Origin of the sequence: Flavobacterium poyangense (genome assembly GCF_011751075.1) — a bacterium.
Classification (GTDB): Bacteria; Bacteroidota; Bacteroidia; order Flavobacteriales; family Flavobacteriaceae; genus Flavobacterium; species Flavobacterium poyangense.
In genome coordinates this window covers 371,902-392,546 of the sequence record NZ_JAALLN010000001.1, presented here as the reverse complement: position 1 = coordinate 392,546, position 20,645 = coordinate 371,902, and the positions used below count along the sequence as shown (strand labels likewise).

Annotated in this window: 17 protein-coding genes; 10 read left to right on the top strand and 7 right to left on the bottom strand. The window is 38.2% G+C overall.

Annotation, left to right across the window (positions count from 1 at the left end):
- Position 1 precedes the first annotated feature (1 nt).
- A complete protein-coding gene (gene dinB / locus G3A47_RS01580) occupies positions 2-1,159 on the bottom strand; it encodes a DNA polymerase IV (protein WP_208328329.1) in 1,158 nt (385 codons plus the stop codon).
- An 85-nt stretch (positions 1,160-1,244) separates the two neighbouring features.
- Here dinB and G3A47_RS01575 point away from each other — a divergent pair, with 85 nt between their 5' ends.
- From G3A47_RS01575 to G3A47_RS01565, 3 genes are all read left to right on the top strand, one after another.
- Entirely contained in the window at positions 1,245-2,009 is a 765-nt protein-coding gene (locus G3A47_RS01575; protein ID WP_166919768.1) for an XRE family transcriptional regulator, read from the top strand.
- A gap of 22 nt (positions 2,010-2,031) precedes the next feature.
- Entirely contained in the window at positions 2,032-2,277 is a 246-nt protein-coding gene (locus G3A47_RS01570; protein WP_166919766.1) for a hypothetical protein, read from the top strand.
- Between the two features lie 253 nt (positions 2,278-2,530).
- Positions 2,531-3,277: a trypsin-like serine peptidase gene (locus G3A47_RS01565; RefSeq protein ID WP_166919764.1), complete on the top strand. Its 747-nt coding sequence runs from the start codon at positions 2,531-2,533 to the stop codon at positions 3,275-3,277.
- A 43-nt stretch (positions 3,278-3,320) separates the two neighbouring features.
- On the opposite strand, the gene G3A47_RS01560 is transcribed toward G3A47_RS01565, so the two are convergent.
- The 6 genes from G3A47_RS01560 to G3A47_RS01535 all read right to left on the bottom strand — a co-directional run bounded on the left by G3A47_RS01560 (position 3,321) and on the right by G3A47_RS01535 (position 15,019).
- Positions 3,321-4,154, bottom strand: a complete 834-nt coding sequence (locus tag G3A47_RS01560) for a tetratricopeptide repeat protein (protein ID WP_166919762.1) — start codon at positions 4,152-4,154, stop codon at positions 3,321-3,323.
- A 458-nt stretch (positions 4,155-4,612) separates the two neighbouring features.
- Entirely contained in the window at positions 4,613-4,996 is a 384-nt protein-coding gene (locus tag G3A47_RS01555; RefSeq protein ID WP_166919760.1) for a hypothetical protein, read from the bottom strand.
- A gap of 287 nt (positions 4,997-5,283) precedes the next feature.
- On the bottom strand, positions 5,284-5,937 hold the full coding sequence (locus G3A47_RS01550; protein WP_166919758.1) for a hypothetical protein: 654 nt from the start codon (positions 5,935-5,937) through the stop codon (positions 5,284-5,286).
- Positions 5,924-10,105 (bottom strand): DUF6443 domain-containing protein, encoded by a 4,182-nt coding sequence (locus G3A47_RS01545; protein WP_166919756.1) that lies wholly within the window; start codon positions 10,103-10,105, stop codon positions 5,924-5,926. Before G3A47_RS01545 ends, G3A47_RS01550 begins: the two co-directional genes overlap by 14 nt.
- 9 nt (positions 10,106-10,114) lie before the next feature.
- A complete protein-coding gene (locus G3A47_RS01540) occupies positions 10,115-13,348 on the bottom strand; it encodes an RHS repeat domain-containing protein (protein WP_166919754.1) in 3,234 nt (1,077 codons plus the stop codon).
- Positions 13,349-13,354: 6 nt separating this feature from the next.
- On the bottom strand, positions 13,355-15,019 hold the full coding sequence (locus G3A47_RS01535) for a T9SS type A sorting domain-containing protein (RefSeq protein WP_166919752.1): 1,665 nt from the start codon (positions 15,017-15,019) through the stop codon (positions 13,355-13,357).
- Positions 15,020-15,529: 510 nt separating this feature from the next.
- Here G3A47_RS01535 and G3A47_RS01530 point away from each other — a divergent pair.
- The 7 genes from G3A47_RS01530 to G3A47_RS01500 are packed head-to-tail and all read left to right on the top strand — an operon-like array spanning position 15,530 to position 20,626.
- Positions 15,530-15,907, top strand: a complete 378-nt coding sequence (locus G3A47_RS01530; RefSeq protein WP_166919750.1) for a single-stranded DNA-binding protein — start codon at positions 15,530-15,532, stop codon at positions 15,905-15,907.
- 44 nt (positions 15,908-15,951) lie between these two features.
- Positions 15,952-17,025 (top strand): DUF932 domain-containing protein, encoded by a 1,074-nt coding sequence (locus G3A47_RS01525; protein WP_166919748.1) that lies wholly within the window; start codon positions 15,952-15,954, stop codon positions 17,023-17,025.
- 54 nt (positions 17,026-17,079) lie between these two features.
- A complete protein-coding gene (locus G3A47_RS01520) occupies positions 17,080-17,673 on the top strand; it encodes a PRTRC system protein E (protein WP_166919746.1) in 594 nt (197 codons plus the stop codon).
- A 26-nt stretch (positions 17,674-17,699) separates the two neighbouring features.
- Positions 17,700-17,918 carry a PRTRC system protein C gene (locus G3A47_RS01515; protein WP_166919744.1) on the top strand — a complete coding sequence of 73 codons (219 nt, stop codon included), beginning with the start codon at positions 17,700-17,702 and terminating at the stop codon, positions 17,916-17,918.
- Between the two features lie 17 nt (positions 17,919-17,935).
- Positions 17,936-19,090 carry a hypothetical protein gene (locus G3A47_RS01510; RefSeq protein WP_166919742.1) on the top strand — a complete coding sequence of 385 codons (1,155 nt, stop codon included), beginning with the start codon at positions 17,936-17,938 and terminating at the stop codon, positions 19,088-19,090.
- Positions 19,091-19,103: 13 nt separating this feature from the next.
- Positions 19,104-19,832, top strand: coding sequence for a PRTRC system protein B (locus tag G3A47_RS01505; protein WP_208328328.1), 729 nt, complete (start codon positions 19,104-19,106; stop codon positions 19,830-19,832).
- Positions 19,829-20,626, top strand: a complete 798-nt coding sequence (locus tag G3A47_RS01500; RefSeq protein WP_166919740.1) for a PRTRC system ThiF family protein — start codon at positions 19,829-19,831, stop codon at positions 20,624-20,626. Before G3A47_RS01505 ends, G3A47_RS01500 begins: the two co-directional genes overlap by 4 nt.
- Positions 20,627-20,645: the final 19 nt, after the last annotated feature.

The window sequence follows — 20,645 nt, the reverse complement described above, 5'->3', positions numbered from 1 at the left end:
ATCAAATTGTTTTTTGAGACTGATAAATACCGCTGCAACGCATCACTGCGTGAACCCCGAAGCGGTTTTTAATTTTGTCCATTGCCTGATACAAAGCCATCATTTCCTGAGTATCCTCAAAGAGGTTAATCTGATAAGTTCCACGCACCAATTTACCAAACCGGATTCCTACAAGGCGTAGGCTCATACGTCGCTGATAAAGCTTTTCAAAAGCTTCCAAAACGGCCTTTGTAAGGGTATGATCTGATGAGGTATAGGGTAGGGTAACCTGTCTGGTTTCAGTATCAAAGTTGGAATAGCGAATTTTAACCGTTATATTAGAAGTCAGCCATTGTTCACTGCGTAGCTGATAAGCCAGTTTTTCAACCATAGCTGAAAGTACCGAACGTAAATACACTAAATCTGTGGTATCCTGATAAAAAGTATCTTCTGTTGACAGTGATTTGCGTTCACGATAAGGCTCTACAGGATTATTATCTATGCCATTAGCTTTCTTCCATAGTTCAATTCCGTTCTTACCGATCATTTCCTGCAATACATTAACAGGCATCTCTGCTAAGGTTTGTATGTTTCGGATAGCAATGCGGGAAAGCAGTTTAAAGGTAGCATCACCTACCATCGGGATTTTACGAATAGAAAGAGGGTTAAGAAACTGTTGTACCATAGATTGTGGAATTTCAAGATTCCCTCTAGGTTTTCCTTCCCCGGTTGCAATTTTAGAAACAGTTTTGTTTACAGAAAGAGCAAAACTAATGGGTAATCCGGTTTCTTTGGTAACCATGGATGAAAGTTCATTGGTCCATTTATACGAACCATGAAATCGGTCCATTCCCGTTATATCAAGGTAAAATTCATCGATGCTGGCCTTTTCAACTATAGGAGCTTTTGATTCTATAATTTCAGTGACATTATTCGACATTTTAGAGAAGAGTTCCATATCTCCTTTAACAATTTTGGCATCAGGACAGAGCCGTAATGCCAATTTTATCGGCATGGCAGAGTGCACTCCAAATTTACGGGCTTCATAAGAGCAGGAAGCTACTACGCCACGATCACCACCGCCAACGATCAAAGGAATTCCATTGAGTTTGGAATCCATCAGCCTTACGCAGGATACAAAAAAGGTATCCAAATCCATATGCACAATTGCCCTTTCCATAAATTCATTTTTGTATGAAACAAAATTAGGATAGATATTCTCAAAAATTATTACATTTGTTGAGATAAATAATCCCAAAAACATTATGTCTTTATTTTCCGACAACATCAGACACCTAAGGATAAAAAAGGAAGTTTCGCAGCAGTATATAGCTGACAGCCTTTCTATAAGCCGGGACAGACTTGCAAAATATGAAGAAGGAAAGTCGCAGCCTCCTTTTGAAATATTAATTAAATTATCGCATTATTACCATGTGAGTATTGACCTTCTATTGACCGCTGATATTAGAAAAGTCGATATTGACGGACTGATGAAACTTGATGACAACCGCATCTTGTTGCCCATTGTAGTAGATACAAAAGGAGCAAACATCATTGAGATTATTCCCCATAAAGCAAAAGCGGGTTATCTGAACGGGTATAGCGATCCTGAATTTGTAGAGAGTCTGCAACATATTTCATTACCTTTTCTAGGTACTGGAAAATTCAGGACATTTCCGGTAGAAGGAGATTCAATGCCTCCTCACAGGGACGGTTCTTTTATAGTGGGCAGATATATAGAAAATGAGCAGGATGTTAGAGATGGCCGAACTTATGTACTTCTTACGAAAAATGAAGGAATCGTATATAAACGACTCAAGCGAATCAACAAGAGCAGCTTTATGCTTATATCTGACAACAGTTTTTATGAGTCGTATCCGGTACAAATTTCTGAAATATTAGAAATATGGGAATATGCGGGAAGTATTGCTACTAAAGAATTTGAACCAGATAATCTCGAACCACAGAGTATCCGGGAACTGCTGTATGGGATTCGGGAAGAAGTGAAAGCCCTAAAACATATTAAATAATAAAAAGACAGAAGAGCTAATTATGTATACCACTATACGCTTTAGGATCAGAAAAGAGGTCGATACTCCTACAGCCAGAAAAATTCTCAAATTGAAGGGCAGTCTTATTGCACAATCTTATACTGACATCATTCACTTTGAAGATGAAGGGGAAGATTTTTATATGCACTATTTTCAATCAAGTGAGACTAAAAGCACACAAGCCTTTGATTTTATCAAAACCTTTTCAGAAGAGAATAATCTTAAAGACATTATTATACTACTGTAATCTGTAAAGTCTATAAAATGCAGACAACTTTACTCTATTGTTGCAAAAATATTTTATTGTGAAAGCTATAGAAATTGAAATGAACTATTTAAATATCAATTCTGATTTTTACTAATTACTTGAAATTAAAGAATTATTAAAACTGATTGTAGTCAGAAAATTAAATATCTGCTAAAAACAGGCAATTATACTGTGATGTTTCATGAAATGAAACATTATCTTTGAGAAATAACCTTCTTTTAAAGTATGAAATATGAAAGATATTTTATTTTTATTATTTCTGTTGATGCCACAACTATTTTATAGTCAGGATACCAATTGTGAGTTAATTGATACAAGAACTCGAATTGTAGAGAATAATATACCAAACATGTACACTTGCTATATGGTGATGAATAGAGGAGGTAGTGAACGTTATGGCACCGGTTTTTTAATACATCCACGTGTTATTTTATCTGCTGGCCATAATTTCGCTTGGTATCCTAATGGAAGCGTTAACACAGTAAAAGTTTTTTTTGGGTCAATTGATAGCTCAAACTATGCCATATCAGATACTATTACCTTAAATAATACAAATAGGTTTTTTAAATCTGGCTATTGGGCGAAAGGTAAAATTTATAGGGATTATTCGGTTGTTATTTTGCCTGATTCGACTGTTTATAAGAAAGTAAAAGGGATATTTAAGCTTCCTAAACCAAATAAAATTAATGATTTTAAGACATTAAACATTACTGGCTCACCTGGAGATAAAGACTTTTTTGAAATGTGGACAGCCAATACTGTAAATTTTAATATACAATCTGACAAGATTACATATGATTTATTTACCGAAGTACGTAACAGTGGCTCACCAGTTTGGTCTGAGAAAGATGGTGTCTATTATGCACTTGGTGTACATTCAAGAAAATGGGGTGACTGTAATGCAGCAGTATTTCTTAATGAAGAAGTCCAGCAACAGATTAGAGCCTGGTGTAAAGAAGGAGGTATTATTTTAGACTAGTCGAATTTTAGTTTATTTAGGTACATGAGGTTGATAAAGAGTACTATCCTTTTTCAGAGTTGAGCAATTCCATTATGTCTTTTGCCCCTTCTAGAGATCCTTTCTGTTTAATCAAAGCGTTCAGATCTTTAATCGCCTCGCTAAACCAATATTTGGGATTATCAGTCTTTTTGAATAATGTAATGGCTGAAGAATAGCTATCAATGGCGGAAAGGTAATCGCCTTTTATTAGATGCACTAAACCAATATTATTGTGTACCCATCCTAGTTTAGGGTTGAGTTCTAAGGCTTTTTTACTTAATTCCATACACTTCTCATATTCTCCTTTTTCATAGGATTTCCATCCCAGATTGCCAAAAAGTTCAGCTTTAGTTTCGTTTTCGGTTTTCTCTACCGCTTTTACAACTTCAACAATAGCTGCTACCTCTAAAGTAATAGCAATTCCTTCTGAAGCAGAAGGATTCTTAAAACCGAGACAGAGTTGTCCAGAAAGATTATCATTTATTTGAACGATGCCATCTCTGAAATTCAGTCGGGAACCATTGATCATGTATTGATATGAGCCTCCAAAATTATCGACCTTATCCATAAATTTATCCGCATTATTACGATCCATAAGATAGATATCACAGACTCCTGCCCCTGTTGGTGTAAATAGAGCTGACATCGCCATGGCTGTCATTCCAGTCGGATCATATAGCCTTGTAAGTTGCGCAACTAACTTAATATCTGAAGAAGAACTTTTTCCCTTGGTAGTAGAGAATGCATAATACCATTCTATGGTGTTCTTTGGGAGCTCAATATTATACCAAACTCTGGATTTTCCACCAACTGCAGCCCTAGTTCCACCATTTAGATAAAAGGTTTGAGGTGCCATGACCTGAACAATTTTCCTCTCTTTGATTGTTGTCTGAGCTTTTAAAGTAAAGCTAGAAACTATAAGTAAGATTAGGATGCAATATTTTTTCATCTTAAAGGGTAGGGTAGGTTAAGGGAGGAATTGATTTAAATTCGCGCTAATTTACATTTACTACGCAAATTAGATGTAGGTAATTTTACCTGTTTTAACTTAACGATACTCAACTCCATAAAAACCAAAACCATTCCGTCAAGAATGGCTTTTTGTTTTGATTGAGTTCACGAATGCATAAAGAAATAGTAATCTTGTAATCGTTTCATGAAACGGGAAAGCTCCAAGTAATATTACATTCTCAATAAAGTAGGAGGCTGTCCTTTTCGGGCAGCCTCCTACTTTTTGTACGATATTACTATAAGTTACTGATTATCTATAAATGTTAGGTTAAATTATTAGTAAGACATCTGATGCATTACCAATTATTTCCATACACATTCACCATCTATAATCATATAAGGAAAATAATCCTCACTCCAAATTTCTCCATTAGTAGATATTTTGAGACAAAGCGCATCTCTCTTTTCAGATATTCCATCTCCATTTTTAAAATTAGCTGTAACATCAAAAGCAATAGCACCAGCGTTTATTGTTTTATTTTTTATCTCTTCTGAAAAATTATCTTGAAGAATTTTTATACCTTTTATACAATCAATAATTTCAGCATCGTCAGAATAAACAACATCTTTTATATTACCTTCGATTAATTTAGCTCCAAATGGAGCAAACTCCTGTAAATTTTCTATAAATATTTTTGCTCTATAAAAAATATTCAGTTTCAATTCCTTTAATAAATTATCTGTCATTTCTATTTTTTAAACTTTACGTTGTTAATGTGTTTTTGAGTCTTGTGGCATAAACCTACCAAGAGCAAAGTCATAGTTTGTCTATTTGAAGCTGTCCCAGTTTAGTTTTAGCTCATCTTAACGCTCTTGATATTTGTATTTAGCCACTGAATTTGTAGAAGTCACAGTAACATTAGAAATCCAATCTCATGTTTTTGAGGATATTTGCAAAAAGAATCATACGTATTTTCTATAGAATATAGGCAGTTCCTCCATTAATCGCCAACACATTTGATGCATTACCAATCTTATCCAATAATAGTAAGCTTTTTACACCTTTCCACTATTAATTCTTCTAAATCGTCAGGTTTTATTTCTACCCGCTGTAATTTAGGAAGATTATGCAATTGTAATTTTTTAAGTTTTCGATTTTCTGTCAAAAATAAATCAACTAAGCTTCCATTATAAATTTGAAGTTCGACTATATTTGGGAACAGATTTAAAATATCATTTGATTTGTTATTTTCGTACCATAAAATCAATTTTTTAACGTTCATAAAAGATTCAAGAATTATTCCTTTATAGGTCTTAACCGATACAAATGTTATTTCATTTAGTCCTATAAAATTTCGCTCTAGCAAGTTTACTTTAACTTTGTCTCCAATGACTAGATGTTTAGTGTTAATTATTACGTCCTCCAAATCTATAATTGAATTATAGAATGCTATAGCTTGAAATGAATGTTTAGAAAATATGCTTTTAAAAGTTTGAAAATTAATTGGATTAATATCGTTAAAGGTAATTGTCAGAAAATTAAATTTAAATAAATCTTGTATTTCAACTTTTATGTAGGTGGATTTAGGGCGTATGCCTAAATCCATTTTTTTTTGAATTTCTTCAAAGTTATTAGTTACTATCAATCCCTTTTCGTTGACATTGAAATATATGTTAAAGTCCTCCATCTTGTATAATGTATTTTTTTCCTGGTGATTGTATTATATTATAATTTACTGGGTTTATATAGCCCTCTGAATATAGTGGTGTCGACTCTGTTTGTAGTCTTCGGTATTCATCTTTAAATGCTTCTCTACTTGACTCTGCTGGACTCCAGTTAAATTTCTTAACGGTTACATTAAATAATGTCATTTTTTGCAATGCAGATGCAAACATTCTATTAATTGGTCCTTTCCCATGATAAGTTTTATTATTACTAAATGTTATTGTATAGGAGCCATCTTTTCCTTTTTTTTCAGTTGCATTTATACTTTTTGCTTCTGTTTTAACATCTTCAATTGAAAATGTCCCTGATGCTTTTTCGGACACGAATGGTCCTTTGCTCCAATCTGGTGTGTGTGCAGAAGAAAATGTACCAATTATTGCAAATTTCAAGAAACTTGCAGGACCTCCAAAAATCGAACTTGCTAGTCCAAACCAAGTTTGTGCAGGGATAGTAGTAGTTGGGGGGTCAATAAAATTACTTGAAGCCAATGCTTCCTCTTGAGTCGACTCACTACCAGTAGATTTGTTTACATATTTATTCTCATCCCAGTCATAGTAAATATTTGCTGTTTGAGCCTTTTCAGCTTTTCTTCCATCAGGGTCTATAAAATTGACAGGGTTATTTAACGCGTAAACATATGGTGAATACCTTCTTGAAATTTCAGCCAACGGATCAATATTCATCCATCTACCTATAGTTTGGTCATAATTTCTTGCACCATAGTCGTACATAGCTAGTCCCAGCTCGTCTTGAAGCTCCTTACCGTTGTACTTATATTTCGATGCTGAATTTGTAGAAGTGGCAGCAATATTATACCCTTTATGCTTTAGCCCAAAAGGATAATAATTATCTTCTTCAATAATTTCAAGAACGTTGCTAATCGGATTTTTAGCATAGCTAACTCTTATATTTCCTAAGTGATCTTTATATTGAAATACATAAGAAAGTGCACCACCGGTACTCTTTACATATCCCACCGTCGTTGGAAAAAACGCTAATAGATTGTCTTTGTATTGAAAACCGCCCAGATAATTGATCGTTACAGTTGGTTTTCCTGTTTCCGTTACAATTTTCTCGAGTTTTTGCCCTGTTGCATTGTAAATATACTCAATACTGCCTGTTGTACCAAATGTAATTTTCTTTGGTAAATTGAGGTGGTTGTAGCTAATAGTTGTGATTTTTTTGTTCTTATCTGTAATCAGATTACCATTGGCATCATAGGTATAGTCATCACCGGTTTTATTAAAGTCATTAAAACCGCTGGTATTGTTGCTGTTGTCTACCACCTTAGAAAGTTGGTTCGAATTGGCCGGATACGTGTAGGCCAAATTATCGGTTTGTATAGGACCCAATTGAGGATCAATGTCTCCGTTTCGGGCTAAAGACAGAATATTTCCGTTTTTATCGTAGGTCAAACTCTCGTTGTAAGCATCAGTAGCCAACAGGTTTTTCACGTAAAACGCATTTTTTAAACGGTTGAGTTTGTCGTACTGATAGCCATAAGCACGCTCGATATTATCAGAGCCCGTTCTCCAGAAGGTTTCGGCTATATTGCCATTATATAGAGGGATTACATCGGTAATATCGGTAGCAACGGTCGTGTAATTGATCTTAAAAGTAAACAAATCCTTCGCGTCTGTACCTTGCTGCAAATTAGCGGTATTGTTGATTCCCGTAAGCCAGCCTCTTATGTTGTAACTGTAATCTACTTTTTGTAAAGGAACACTTGCGGTGTTTCCTATTTTTTTACTCTGCAATTGTCCTAAAGCATCGTAGGTATTGTCGGCCAAAAGCTGGACAGTACCTCCGTTTATCTGATGGGTATGGGTCAGCAAACGATCCTGTGGCGAATAAGTAAAATCTTCTCTGATGTTTATTTCTGTGCTTCCACTGGTACGTTTGTGTCTGCTTATGGTATAAGTCGGTTTTCCACCAAAGTCCAGTTTACTGTCCGTATAAGTATAGCCACCCAAATGATTCTGTGTATGCGATCGTACAGGTCTGGCCTTGTTGTCGTAAAAAGTAGTACTTATCTCTGCCGGTATTGCTGTGGTTGAGGTTGGTACTCTGGTCCAGCTTCCGGTAGGCAGCGTTTTTACATTGGTCAAAACCGTCTGACTTTCGACGGAAGCAGGGATAGCAGCAACGCCTGGAAAAACATAATTGTCATAATAATTCACCGTCAGCAACTTAAAAGTTTGAGGCGCTATGGTGTTGCTGTAATTGACACTAACCCCATCTATAGTGCCCGAAGTCGTTTTGGTCTCGAATAAAGTTGTAGCAGCATTTTGCGCATCCTGAAGTGCTTTTCGGGAAGCAGAAGTAGCACTCACATTATTCCATCCGGTATAAACAGGACGACCAAAAGCATCGTATTTGGTGATGATCCAACCCACTGCTGCATCGTCTTTAAAAGGAGACAGGACAGGACCTGTGGCTACGGGACGATCGAGTTTATCATATACAATAAACTCCCATTGTTTGCCCGGTAGTTTTTTCTCGACCAGTCGGTTGCGATAATCGTATTTGTACTGGTAACACAAACCGTTTAATACCTCAGCCGTAATGGTACCGTCTGCCTTTGGCGGGATCACATAAGTCAGATTTCCGTATAAATCATATACATAATACGTATCGTGTTTGTTCCCGGACTCATAGGTTCTCTTTAAAACTACTTTGCCTTCTTTGTCTTTAAATTCTACCGTTGAACCGGCAGTTTCTGTTGGAGAGCCTGCGGTATTCTCGTCATACGTAACGGTTTTCAGTAAGCTGTTGGCCGGATAATTCCCGGAATCTGAAAAAGTAGTGGCAAACAAGCCTGCGGCAGCATCCCAGGTAGCGGTTGCTTTATATAGTTTTACTTCTGTAGCGGTATTCGTTTTATAATCGAGTTTTATTTCATGTCCCTGACCCATAGCCCAGGATGTCCCCGGAGCTGCCTGTTTTAGAACCCTGTTTAAAGGCGAGGACTCGAGTTGTTTTTCTGAAAAAGGGTTTGCCGTGTTCTCATAAGTAGCCGAATTGTAAAACGCAACCGTAGCAGCTTCTGCATTATCTGCTAAAGCCATATTGACAGAGGAAGCCTCATAAGGTAAGTACTCGCGAAGCTGTCTCCCGAAAGCATCATAGGCTATATGGGTTACTATATCTTTTCCAGATGCTGATTGTTTGTTGGCTATTTGTTGCATCGGTCGCCCGAGTCCGTCAAAATAGGTAATGCCGGTCTGCGCCTGATCGACACTGGGAAATTCTATGACAGTAGTAGTTTCTTGTTTATAGGTCTTGCTGATGATATAATTTTCACCGGATGGCGCCAGTATAGTCGAACAATCAGGACTTGTGCCTTTTAACAAAGGACAATTGTCGGTATTGTTTCGTACATAGTTTCCTGCAGGAGCAGTACATTGGGTTACAAAAACAGCAGGGTCACCCATTCCGTCGAGATCGGTATCGGCATACCATCTGGTGTTGGGATGAATCGTATTGTCAGCATCGTTACAATCGGTTTTATTGGTTACATAACCTGCGGGTTTTACGCTGTATGAAACACTTAGAGCAGCATTGCCAAAGGTATCATTATCGGCATCCCGGTAAAACGTCTGCGGGGCTATATTGGTAATGTTAGCTGTAGTATCATTATAATCTGATGCGTTACGTACATAACCAACGGGTTGCGCACACTGGGTTAAGGTTGGAGTAGTAGCTCCAAATCCATCACCATCGGCATCTCTGTACCAAACGTTCGTGGGTTTTATGGCAACATCGACATCGTTACAATCGGTATTGTTGTTAATATAACCACCTGCGGGTTTCAGACAGCTTTTTATGGTTGTGGTTCCTGCGCCAAATCCATCGCCATCCACATCGCGATACCAGAGTGTATTGGGATTTATGAAGACATTAGTATCATCGCAATCGGTATCATTCGAAACATAACCCGTAGGTTTAGTCGTTCTTAAAATGCTGTTATTGGGATCGCCAAAGCCATCGGCATCCTCATCGGCATACCAAGTATACATTCTGTCGTCCCCACCACCGCCTCCGGGAGGGGCAGCTCTAGGTTGTGCTATTTGTGCCTGTCCTAATGAGGCCAATAAGATCAATATCAAACTAAATATATATTTTTTCATTATTGTTATTTAGTTTTTGTAGTTATATTGATTTTCTGTCACGACATTGCCCAAATTATCTTTCACTACCACAAGTCTGTTAAAATCATCATAGTGATAAGTAGTGGTAAAGCCTTTAGGATCGGTGACCGTGCTTACGCCCACCAGCGGTTTGTAAGTAAAAGTGGTAATCAGTGCACTAGGCAAATTGGTTCTAAAAGTAGTATCGTTGGTATTGTACGCTGCAAATACCTGATCGTAGGAGGTTATATTCTCTACTTTCGCAATAGGTTTTGTTTTATCATAGCCCCAGATTATAGCCACCGGCATACTATTCTCGGGAGTGTACTGAAGGATATTTCCTTTATCATCATACTTATCAAATGTGATTTTTTTCTCTAAAGAATTCGTTAGGATGTTGGGAAATTTAGCAGCATAAATAAATTTAGGCTGTAACAGATTACCGGTCGTAACATCTTTAGCATAAACTGTTTTTTGTTCAGACATCTTTGTGCCGGCTTTAAAGGTTTCTATTTTTAGTTGGGTATCAATTCTGTTTGCTGCAATCATATCTGCCACCAAAGGTTCTGTTGGCAGATCCTGTGGATAATAGAATTTGGTTTCCAGAGTCTCTGCTAAAGAAGATTTGCTACTTTGCGAAGTCAATTGCAAATGAGCAGAATTGTTATATACATAATTGGTAGTAGTTTCTATAGGATTGAGCCCGTTCAGGTCATAACTTTTCGATACAGTAGATTCCAGATAAGACCAATACGACTTTGTTTTGTATTCCATTATACTTAAATTCTCGACCGTTTGAGCATTAGGACAAATTTCATTATAGTCTTTTCGAACAGAATATCCCTTTATTTCGTTGGTATAGGAAGGATCCAATTTATAATTGCTTTGCGTTTCTGCGATAATTACAAAAGGTTTACCTGTTACTTTTTTTTGAAAGACCTGCGATCGTATCTCGAATCCGTTATCCCAACCAAAATTGGTAAAAGGAGCGCTTTTGACGTTGGTACCTGTAAGAGATTGTCCAAAATTATCTCTGCGAATTGCAAACTCTTTCATTTCTCCACCGTTTTCAAAGGCGTCTCCACCTTCACTAACGGTAACATATTTGTAAAAACAATTACTGCTGCCGGTATCAAATAAGGAAATCATACTACTGGAACTTAATGTCAAATTTGTTAAGTCTCTATACGAACAGGCTACACCCAATTCACCATCTCCCGGTGGACAAGGATTTCGTTGCATGGTAAGATCTACATAAAGAGGTGTTCTGCCTTTATTTCCCGAAGAGCGATTGATATCGTCTTTATTGCCATAATAATAGCGTTTATAAACCGGCACAACTCCTTCAGTTGAAAAATCTTTGGTAGACTTGATTCGAACTCCACCGGTTGCTATATTTGTATTAATAGTTGTAGGGGCAGTAGCATAATAATTAACATTGATACTTGCTGAAGTATTAAAACCATCTTTATAGAGCCAGAAATTATAAGTCTGACCTGCTTTTGCATCGAAAAAGAAAGTATTGGTTTGTCTTGGTGTAAATCTATAATCCGTATAGTTCATTCTTAAGCCCCGGTCACTAATGGTATAAATCTCAAGAAATTCGTTCGGCATAGCACTATTACTTATTTGTGCAGAGGCTATATAATGTCCTGTGTCTCCGGGATTCGGAAGCGGATTACCATCCGGTCCTAAGGGTGGCGCCGGTCCTTTTACATAGCTAACATAACCCGTAAATTCTATTCTCTGATCAATGGGAGAGGTAAAAACACCTCCTTTTAAAATTTCATCAAGATCATTTTCTCCTCTTTTAAATCGTATATTCGTTTTAGAAGGATAGGTCGTTTTTTCTCCCCAAAACGTATTACTTTCATAGTCAAATTCGGTATATCCTTTTGTGGGGTAAAAAATCTTTTTCAACAATCCAATTTTAGCAAAATTGCCGTCGGGTTCTTTGTCAGCTCCCCCGTAATTGAGATCATTGAGATCGTATTCGTTTACATTTTTCGGAACTAAATTTGAATTTTCTTTTCCGTTATAATATCCCCAATGGTCCTGACTAAAGGATAGCCTTTTGGGAAATTCGGTTGGGCTTGTATATTCAAATTTATAATTTTTAGTAGGATCGCGAAAAGTGATATTCTGAAGAAAAACTCTTTGATTTAATGTTTTTAAATAATCGAACTTAATTTTTTCAATAGTATCAGTTACAGTGGCAACTAATGTTATGTTTTCTATTTTAATATTTCCATCTATATCTGTATATGTTGTCGGATCATGATAACCAAAAGTAATGTATCCATCTATTGGGTTGTTACTGAATATTTTGGCAACTTTTTTCCCCGTCACAGTCATATCCGAAGCAGTGATTCCGCTAAGAGTGGGTAGTGTAGAATAAACAGAATTATTACAGCTAAATTGCATCTGAGGATACGACATTACCAAGGACTGAGCGTTAGAAGCAACATATTCCATGGTATAATTGTCATAGGCCAGATAAATTTCAGAACCATTGGGATGGATTATTTTGCTTAAGTACCAAGCCGTTACACTAGCGCTTATTACAGAATGGCCTGCCCCTGAACTTCTAAAAGTGGTTGTTTCCTTTTCGGTAAAAAAATACTTAATTCCCTTGGTATCTGTCAGCACAAAATCAGCATTATTGATTCCGGTTCGCCCTATTTTAATTTTTTTATTGTTTACTAAAACAGGCTGGTTGTTTTTGTCATAAACAAACTTTCCGGAATTCCCGTTGAAATTAAAAGAGTACACATCGCTTTCTGTATCAGCGCTCTCCTGACCGGCAGCCTTATAAAATGCTACTCTTTGTGCTTCTGTAGCTCCTGCTAAATCATCAGGTGGATAAAGAGGCACTGTATTCTCATCATCCTTATCCCTCACGGTACGTGTAATGACCCCTCCAAAATTAAGATTCCATCCCAGTCCGACATTAGAGGAAACTTCATCGACCTTTATCCCATTAGAACCATAATACAAAGATATAGGCGATTCTAAATCTTTTGTTTTAAAACTAAGCAACGGAATCGAAAGATTGGCCGCACCGGTAAAGAGCCCCACAGGAACATTTCCAAATTTTCCCAATTCCCCGGCCGTCGGTGAGGGCGGTGTTATATTGGGTAAAAACTTACTGTTATCGGTTTGAGCTGCAGTTGGTAAAACAATAAAAAGAAGCAGCAGGAAAAGCAGACCGCTTATCCGGCTTTGGATTTGTAATAAAGTCATACGGTTTTAGTTAATGGATTTGATTACTTTAACGGACTGGGTTTTTACATCCGTTTTGATATTGATGATATAGATTCCTTCGGAATATTTACTTAAATCTACCGGTACGGTACGGCTTGTAATGCTAAAATTTTGCAGGATACGTCCCGAGATATCCACCAGAGTAGCGGTTCCCTTTTTAAAATCATGCCCAATAATGACATTGGTATAAGTTGCTGCAGGATTAGGCATGACTTCAATACCGGCTTTTACTTTTTCTGCTCTGGCTTTGTCTTTAAGTTTGACCACCCAGAAATCATTTGAGCCGATATTGGAGTTTTTATCTTTGGATGAGGTAGAATTGGAAGTCCCGGCCATTAAATACCCGCCATCACGGGTTTCGATCAGTTTTCTAAGTATATCTTCTCCGCTGCTCCCAATGATTTTACTCCAGAGTTCTTCACCTTTCTCATCGATCTTCAGGGCTATATAATCGTTTATCCCTTCTTTTTCTTTGTTTATCCCTACTTTACTCGCCAGAGTAGTTAAGAGAGAAGGTTTGCTCTGGGTTTTAGCATGGCCACCTATTAAATAACTTTTGTCTTCATTAATAACCAGGGAAGTTAAAAAGTCTGCTTTACCAAAATCGTAGGTTTTACTCCAAAGTACTTCACCCTGTTTGTCCAGCTTCAATACCCAGTAATCGGTACCATTACTCACAGTACCACCAAGAGGTGTTAAAGGGTTTCGGCTGTTGGAATTGCCACCCAAAATATAACCTTCGTCAGCGGTTTGATGAATGACAGCAGGCTGATCATCACCCTCAGCACCATAGGTATTTTGCCACTGGATTTTTCCTGCATCATCTATTTTAATAAGCCAGTAATCTCCCTGACCTTTCTCACTTGCGGTTTTATCTCCTGACAGAGGCGAATTGGAGTATCCCGCCAGAATGTAACCATTATCGGTAGTTTGTTCGATCCCTTTTAATAAATCGGAGTATTGTCCGCCATAGGTTTTTTGCCACTGGATATCTCCGTTTTTGCTTAGTTTGACTAGCCAGTAATCCATATTGCCGCGACTTTTTTCGGATTTGGAATACAGATCTGATTTGGTTGTGGTAAGTCCTTTTTTCATAGGACTGTTAGCTGTAGTAGAAATCAAAGGCAGGTCTGAAGCGGAAGAGCCTGCTACAAGGTAACCACCGTCTTTGGTCTGAAAGGCGCACAATACTTCATCCTGTGCGTTACCTCCGATAGTTCTCTGCCATTGCTGTGTACCGGCAGCGGTTAGTTTGATGACCCAAAAATCAGTAATGCCTTTACAAGCTTCACCTTTCTCAAATCCGTCGGAAGAAGAGGAAGTACCGGCAAGTATAAAACCTCCGTCACGGGTAGACTTTACGCTCTGTAGTAAATCAAATCCGGTTCCTCCAAAGCTTTTTTGCCATTCAAAATCGCCTTTTTCATCCATTTTCCAGAGCCAGTAATCTACATCACCGTGATTGTCGTCTGTTTTATTTCCGGTTTTGTCCGAAAGAGAACTCCCTGCCAGGATAAAACCGTAATCGGCTGTTGGCTGGGCATCAAAAAGATAATCGGCATGTTTTCCGCCATACGATTTTTCCCAAAATACGTCCTGTGAATAAATAGCAAAAGGAAAAAAAAGCAATAGAATGTAATGTTTTTTCATAGATACTTTCGAGGCTTATAAATTATTTTGGGGGCGCAAAATTAATCGACGCTGATCGCTAAATTTTACGGATAATCCGTACTTTTTTTTACTTTTTTATTTGTATATGGCAGAAAAATGAAACAATACCTTAATGCCCATAAAATCTCAAAAAAATAAACATTACTGCCCTTACCAGGGCTCTTTTTATGGTCACAACTTTCTATTGAACTCCTGAAAAACAATAGAAATCAAATAATCGAGGCTGCTTATTTTCCAATGCGAAAAGGATAAAAAGGCAGCTAAGGTATTATGGACACCCGCCGCACCCGCCACCAAAAGACTACGGCATAAACGGTTTGCTCCCCTAAAGGGTGCCCCTCCAATTATTCCGTTTCCTTTTGGCTTTCCGCTTTGTCCATACCTTCTAATGGCTTTCTTTTTTTCCTTTTTTTCTTTTGGAAAAATGCTTTTTGAGTCAGGCAGGTAAAGGGAAGAAAACAGGATTGTTTAACATTAAAATATCAAACTATGAACATTATCGGTAGAGTGACAAAAGATGCGCAGGTACGCACTTTGTCAAACAACAAACAAGTCGTAAACTTTTCAGTAGCCATCAACGACAGTTACAAAAACAAACAGGGCGAGCGCATAGAACAGGCAACCTATTTTGATTGCGCCTATTGGCTTAGTGTCAAGGTTGCCACCATACTCACAAAAGGGGCACTCGTGGAACTCACAGGAAGAGCAAGCGCAAGGGCGTGGACAGGCAGTAACGGCGAAGTACATGCAGGACTGAATTTCAATACCTCGCAAATCAAATTGCATGGGGGTGGTAAAAAGACAGAAACGGTACAAGCTTCTACAGAAAACAGTAACAGCAAGACAGACGAAGACCTGCCATTCTAACAACAAAATTCAAAACATTTTTAACTCTTTTAAATTTAAATATCATGGCACATAATATCAATTTCAATCAGAACACAGGGCGTTATTCCTTTTTTAGCGTAAAAGAAAAAGCATGGCACGGTTTGGGGCAGATAGTAACTCAGTACCCTACAAGTGAGGAAGCTATTAAATACGCAGGACTCAATTATGAAGTGGTAAAATCCCCACTGTTAACCAAAGGCTCAGGTATAATCGAAACTTCGCAAGGCATAGAGATTGGCAGTAACGAATTGAATGTACCTAATTATTTCGCCAACATCCGTACCGATAACAATACGGTATTGGGCGTAGTAGGCAAGGACTACCACATTGTACAAAACCGTGAAGTCTTTAACTTCTTTGATGCTATAGTTGGCGGTGAGCACGGCATTCTTTACGAAACCGCAGGAGCGTTAGGCAACGGGGAACGTATCTTTATTACAGCCAAACTACCTGACTATATCCGTGTAGGTAATGGCGATGATGTAACAGAAAAATATATTTTCCTGACCACTTCGCACGATGGTAGCGGAAGTATCACAGCCGCTTTTACTCCAATTCGTATAGTGTGTCAAAACACACTTAATGCTTCCCTGCGCTGTATGACCAACGTTGTACGCATCAAACACACTTCGGGAGCAAAACAACGTATCGAAAATGCGCATAAAATTATGGGGCTTGCCAATACACTAAGCCATCAGTTGGAGGGTATATTTAATGATTGGGCAAAAGTAAAAGTTACCGACCAAGAGGTAAAAAAGTTAATCCAGTTGGCTTTATGCCCGAATAAAGAAACCTTTGATTTACTCAAAAAAGGGGCAGAAGATGAAGTTTCCACGCTCTTTAAAAATACGGTAGAAGATGCCTTTGCTTATGCTATGGTAAGCGATACACAGCAAATGGACACCACTAAAGGAACTTTATTCGGAGCATATAATGCTGTGACGGGCTACTATCAGAATGTACGCAATTACAAAGACAATGAAGCCAAATTACAAAGTATTGTATTGGGAGGAACTGCCCAACTCAAATCTCAAAAAGCATTTGAATTGTGTACTGCTTTTGCAACAGAAGGAGCACAAACCCTAATCCTTAATTAAGATAACAAAAGGCTACTGCCTTTACAGGTGGTAGCCTCTTATAAAACAATGGATATGAACACAAATTTTTTCAATCAGATAGCACAGTTGGATTTTACAGGAAGTCTGCAACTGACAATAGCCAAAGGCATCGATACGCATCTTATCGTATCGGTACTATTGAGTAACGAGGGGTGTGTCGATAATGCCAAAAATCTAATTCCTCCCTTAACTTTTAACGCCACAGCGAAGGAATTTGACGAGGGTTTTTTTGAGCAGATCACTACGCCTATACAAAAGGCTTCAGGATTAATGGTGGATATGGAAGGTTTTATGAAACAGTTGGATGAAGCCAAAAAGCAATCGGCAATGGAAAAAGAAAAGTCCGATAAGCAAAAGAAAGAACTCGAAGGCAAAGACAAAAAATACAAAGAGGCTATGGCAAAGGTGGACGAACTTGAAAAAGAAGGCAAGTTCCGTGAAGCGTGGATGAAAGTTCCTGATATGGGAGAATTTCCGCAAAAGGCAGACGAGATACGCAAACGAAGAACATCTTTATCGGACAAGTTCTCAACACCAAGTCTTTTTGGAGCAATGGAGGAAGCAATTACAGAACCTGAAAGGACAGAAGATTACCCAAGTGAAGAAACAGAAGGAGAAGAAGAATAAAAGCAATAATTCAAAAAAGAAAAGTCATGTTAGTAGCAACACATTTAGAACGGGTATTTATACTCAAAGAGAAAGGACAGGACATCAGACTAACCGACCCCGAACCCCGTTGGAGCGTGGAAGCCGTGATGAATTTTTACGCCAATATGTACCCCATACTCACAACGGCAAAAGTATCTGCCCCTCAAATTAAGGACGATACCGTAGAGTACAAATTCGAGAGCGTGATGGGAACCAAAGGTTAAATCAAAAATCAAAAACGATGAATTATGCAACGCAACATTATATCGGGAACTATCAGGCTACCCCAGCACCAAAGGCAACAACAATTGCACCGACAACTCAGCGAATTTATGGATTGGATGCAAAAGCCAAAGGACGCAAGCCAAATACAAAAAGACAAGTGCAAGTCAGTACCTACGACCATGCTTCCGATGGTATTCTAAAGTGTACATTCCTGCCTAAACTGAACGAAATTAAAACGGTACAGGCTTGTAAGGAATCGGATAAAATGCAGAGCGATTTTTACAAATCCCTTTGCAGACTGGCAGAACATTATAAGATAGAACCCATGCCGACCAACCATTTAGACTATTCTTACAATATTGCATTGGCAATGTGGGATGTGGAGGAAAAGCTAAAGCAGAGTGTTCCCAATTTTGACGAGATTCGTTTGGTAGAGGATACTGAGAAAACCTACCTTATAACGGAGGAACGTTATAGTACAGGTTCAACACTCTTTTACATTCCTGTGGCTTCATTGTATCGAATGCTCCGTAAGCCTAAGCGAAAAAGAAATGCTCATTTGTTACTCTCTGTTTGCGCTTATCTGTATCATGTGGCGGGTATTGCGTATTACAGGGATAACGAGAGCTATTTGTATTGGATGTACGAGATGTTAAACGATTGGATAGAAGAGGACGACTATACCCAAGAAACAGAAGTCTGCCTATCGGAGATTGTGCAAGCCCAATATATAGGGGATTGTATAGAGAAAAAAATATACAATCCCACCAACCTGACTCTCTTTGAGCAACGTATCGAGAGATTTAGAATAAGAGACAAATTTGATGGGATATGTTTAGCAATAGCCCAAGAAGCCTTTGACCTTTGTACGTTCTATCCAAATGAAAAAATATACCGCAATGCAAGACCCAACGGGGAGGCATCAGAGGAAGATATAGAAAATATCATCGGAATGGAAAAATATGTATCCTTTTATGCTGACCATAAAGGCTGGCTCAATGATACACTTATTGACGCGGTCAACAATGAAATGCAGGAGTACGGACAGATGGAAGAACCCATTATTGAAAAGCAGTTTGATGGCAAGGATATGACAGGCGTTAATCTTTGCTTTGAGAACCGTTTGTTTGAACTACTGCATAAGTTGTGTGACATTTTAAATGACTTTTAAAAAACAAAACCGTATGGAAACCATGAACGATATAACAAAAGATTTTGGGGCGTTGTACCATCCCAAATCGGCTTTGGTTTTTTATCAGAGCAAAGGAAGCAGTTCAGATGTTTATGTAGAACATTTTGACATGGACAAAAACGGCAATCCTGTCAATGCCCACCCGTTGACCGTGAAAGAAGCCAGTGTATTGGCAAAAGCGCTCCAAACAGAAAAAGAGAAAAATAGTGCTTATTTGAAATCGGAAGGGATATTACCAAGCAATATTTTACATATCAATCCAAGTATGGAAAAAGGTACGGTAGTTTGGTACACCAAAGCGCAACAACGACAGTTGTATTTTGTAGAGAGTCTGCAAATCCCCAGTGGTAAAACCTCTGTACCGCCAATGATTTGGTACGCCAGTAAAAACAGTCTTGCCGTATATGCTCTTGCAAGAGACAGAAGACCAACAATAAAGACAAAACTCTATCATGCGCCTTATTTCAATATTTATGAAGACGGTAAAGTTTGCATGGGAACGGTAAGTGTGGATATTAAAAACTCCGCTTCCGTAGAAGAATTTACAAGCGCATGGGAACACTATTTTTTCAATTCCTATTTCAGCCATTTGTTAGGTAGTAACAGCCCTGTAAAAGGCAATTGTGTGGCACTATGGAAAGGTCTTGTCAATACCGATAAACCCTTTCCGAAAGAAGTATTGAAATCTAGTAACAAAACCGTTAAACATTTATTGTTATGAAAACCAAAGTACATTTTACCGACAATTATCTCATTAGTCCGACCAATCCTATTGAAGTCAATTTGATAGGGGCGGGAGGGACAGGCTCAAAGGTTTTAACTGCTTTAATGGAAATGAATCATAGCCTTACGGAACTCGGACACGCAGGATTGCAGGTACGTCTGTGGGATGATGACATCATCACAGAAGCCAATTTGGGCAGACAGCGGTTTGCACCTAGCGAAACAGGAATATATAAGTCAGTAGCTTTAATAAACAGGGTCAACAGGTTCATGGGAACAAATTGGAAAGCGGAAACCCAAAAGTTTCAGTACAATACGATAGGGGGCATTGCTGAAAATGCCAAAGCCACCCTTTACATTAGTTGTGTGGATACGGTAGAGGGAAGGTTTGAAATTGCACAAATGCTTAAAGAAATGAGCACACACAGAGCCACTCGCAACGAACCTAAATATTGGCTCGACTTCGGGAACAGTAAGCAAACAGGGCAGGTTATACTCTCCACCATTAAAGAGATAAAACAGCCTGATTCGCAGAAGTATCAGCCTGTGGCAAGCCTGCCAATGGTTACCGATGAATTTGGTAAACTGCTCAAAGAGTCTGAAGAGTCAGACGATGCGCCAAGTTGTAGTTTAGCCTGCGCACTCGAAAAGCAGGATTTGTATATCAATGCCACATTGGCTCAAATGGGTTGCTCGCTCTTATGGTCGATGTTCCGCTATGGAATGATTGAAAACAGGGGCTTTTTTCTCAATCTGAAGAACTTCCAAAGCCAACCCCTGAAAATAGATTAAAAGCAATTTCGGGCGGCAA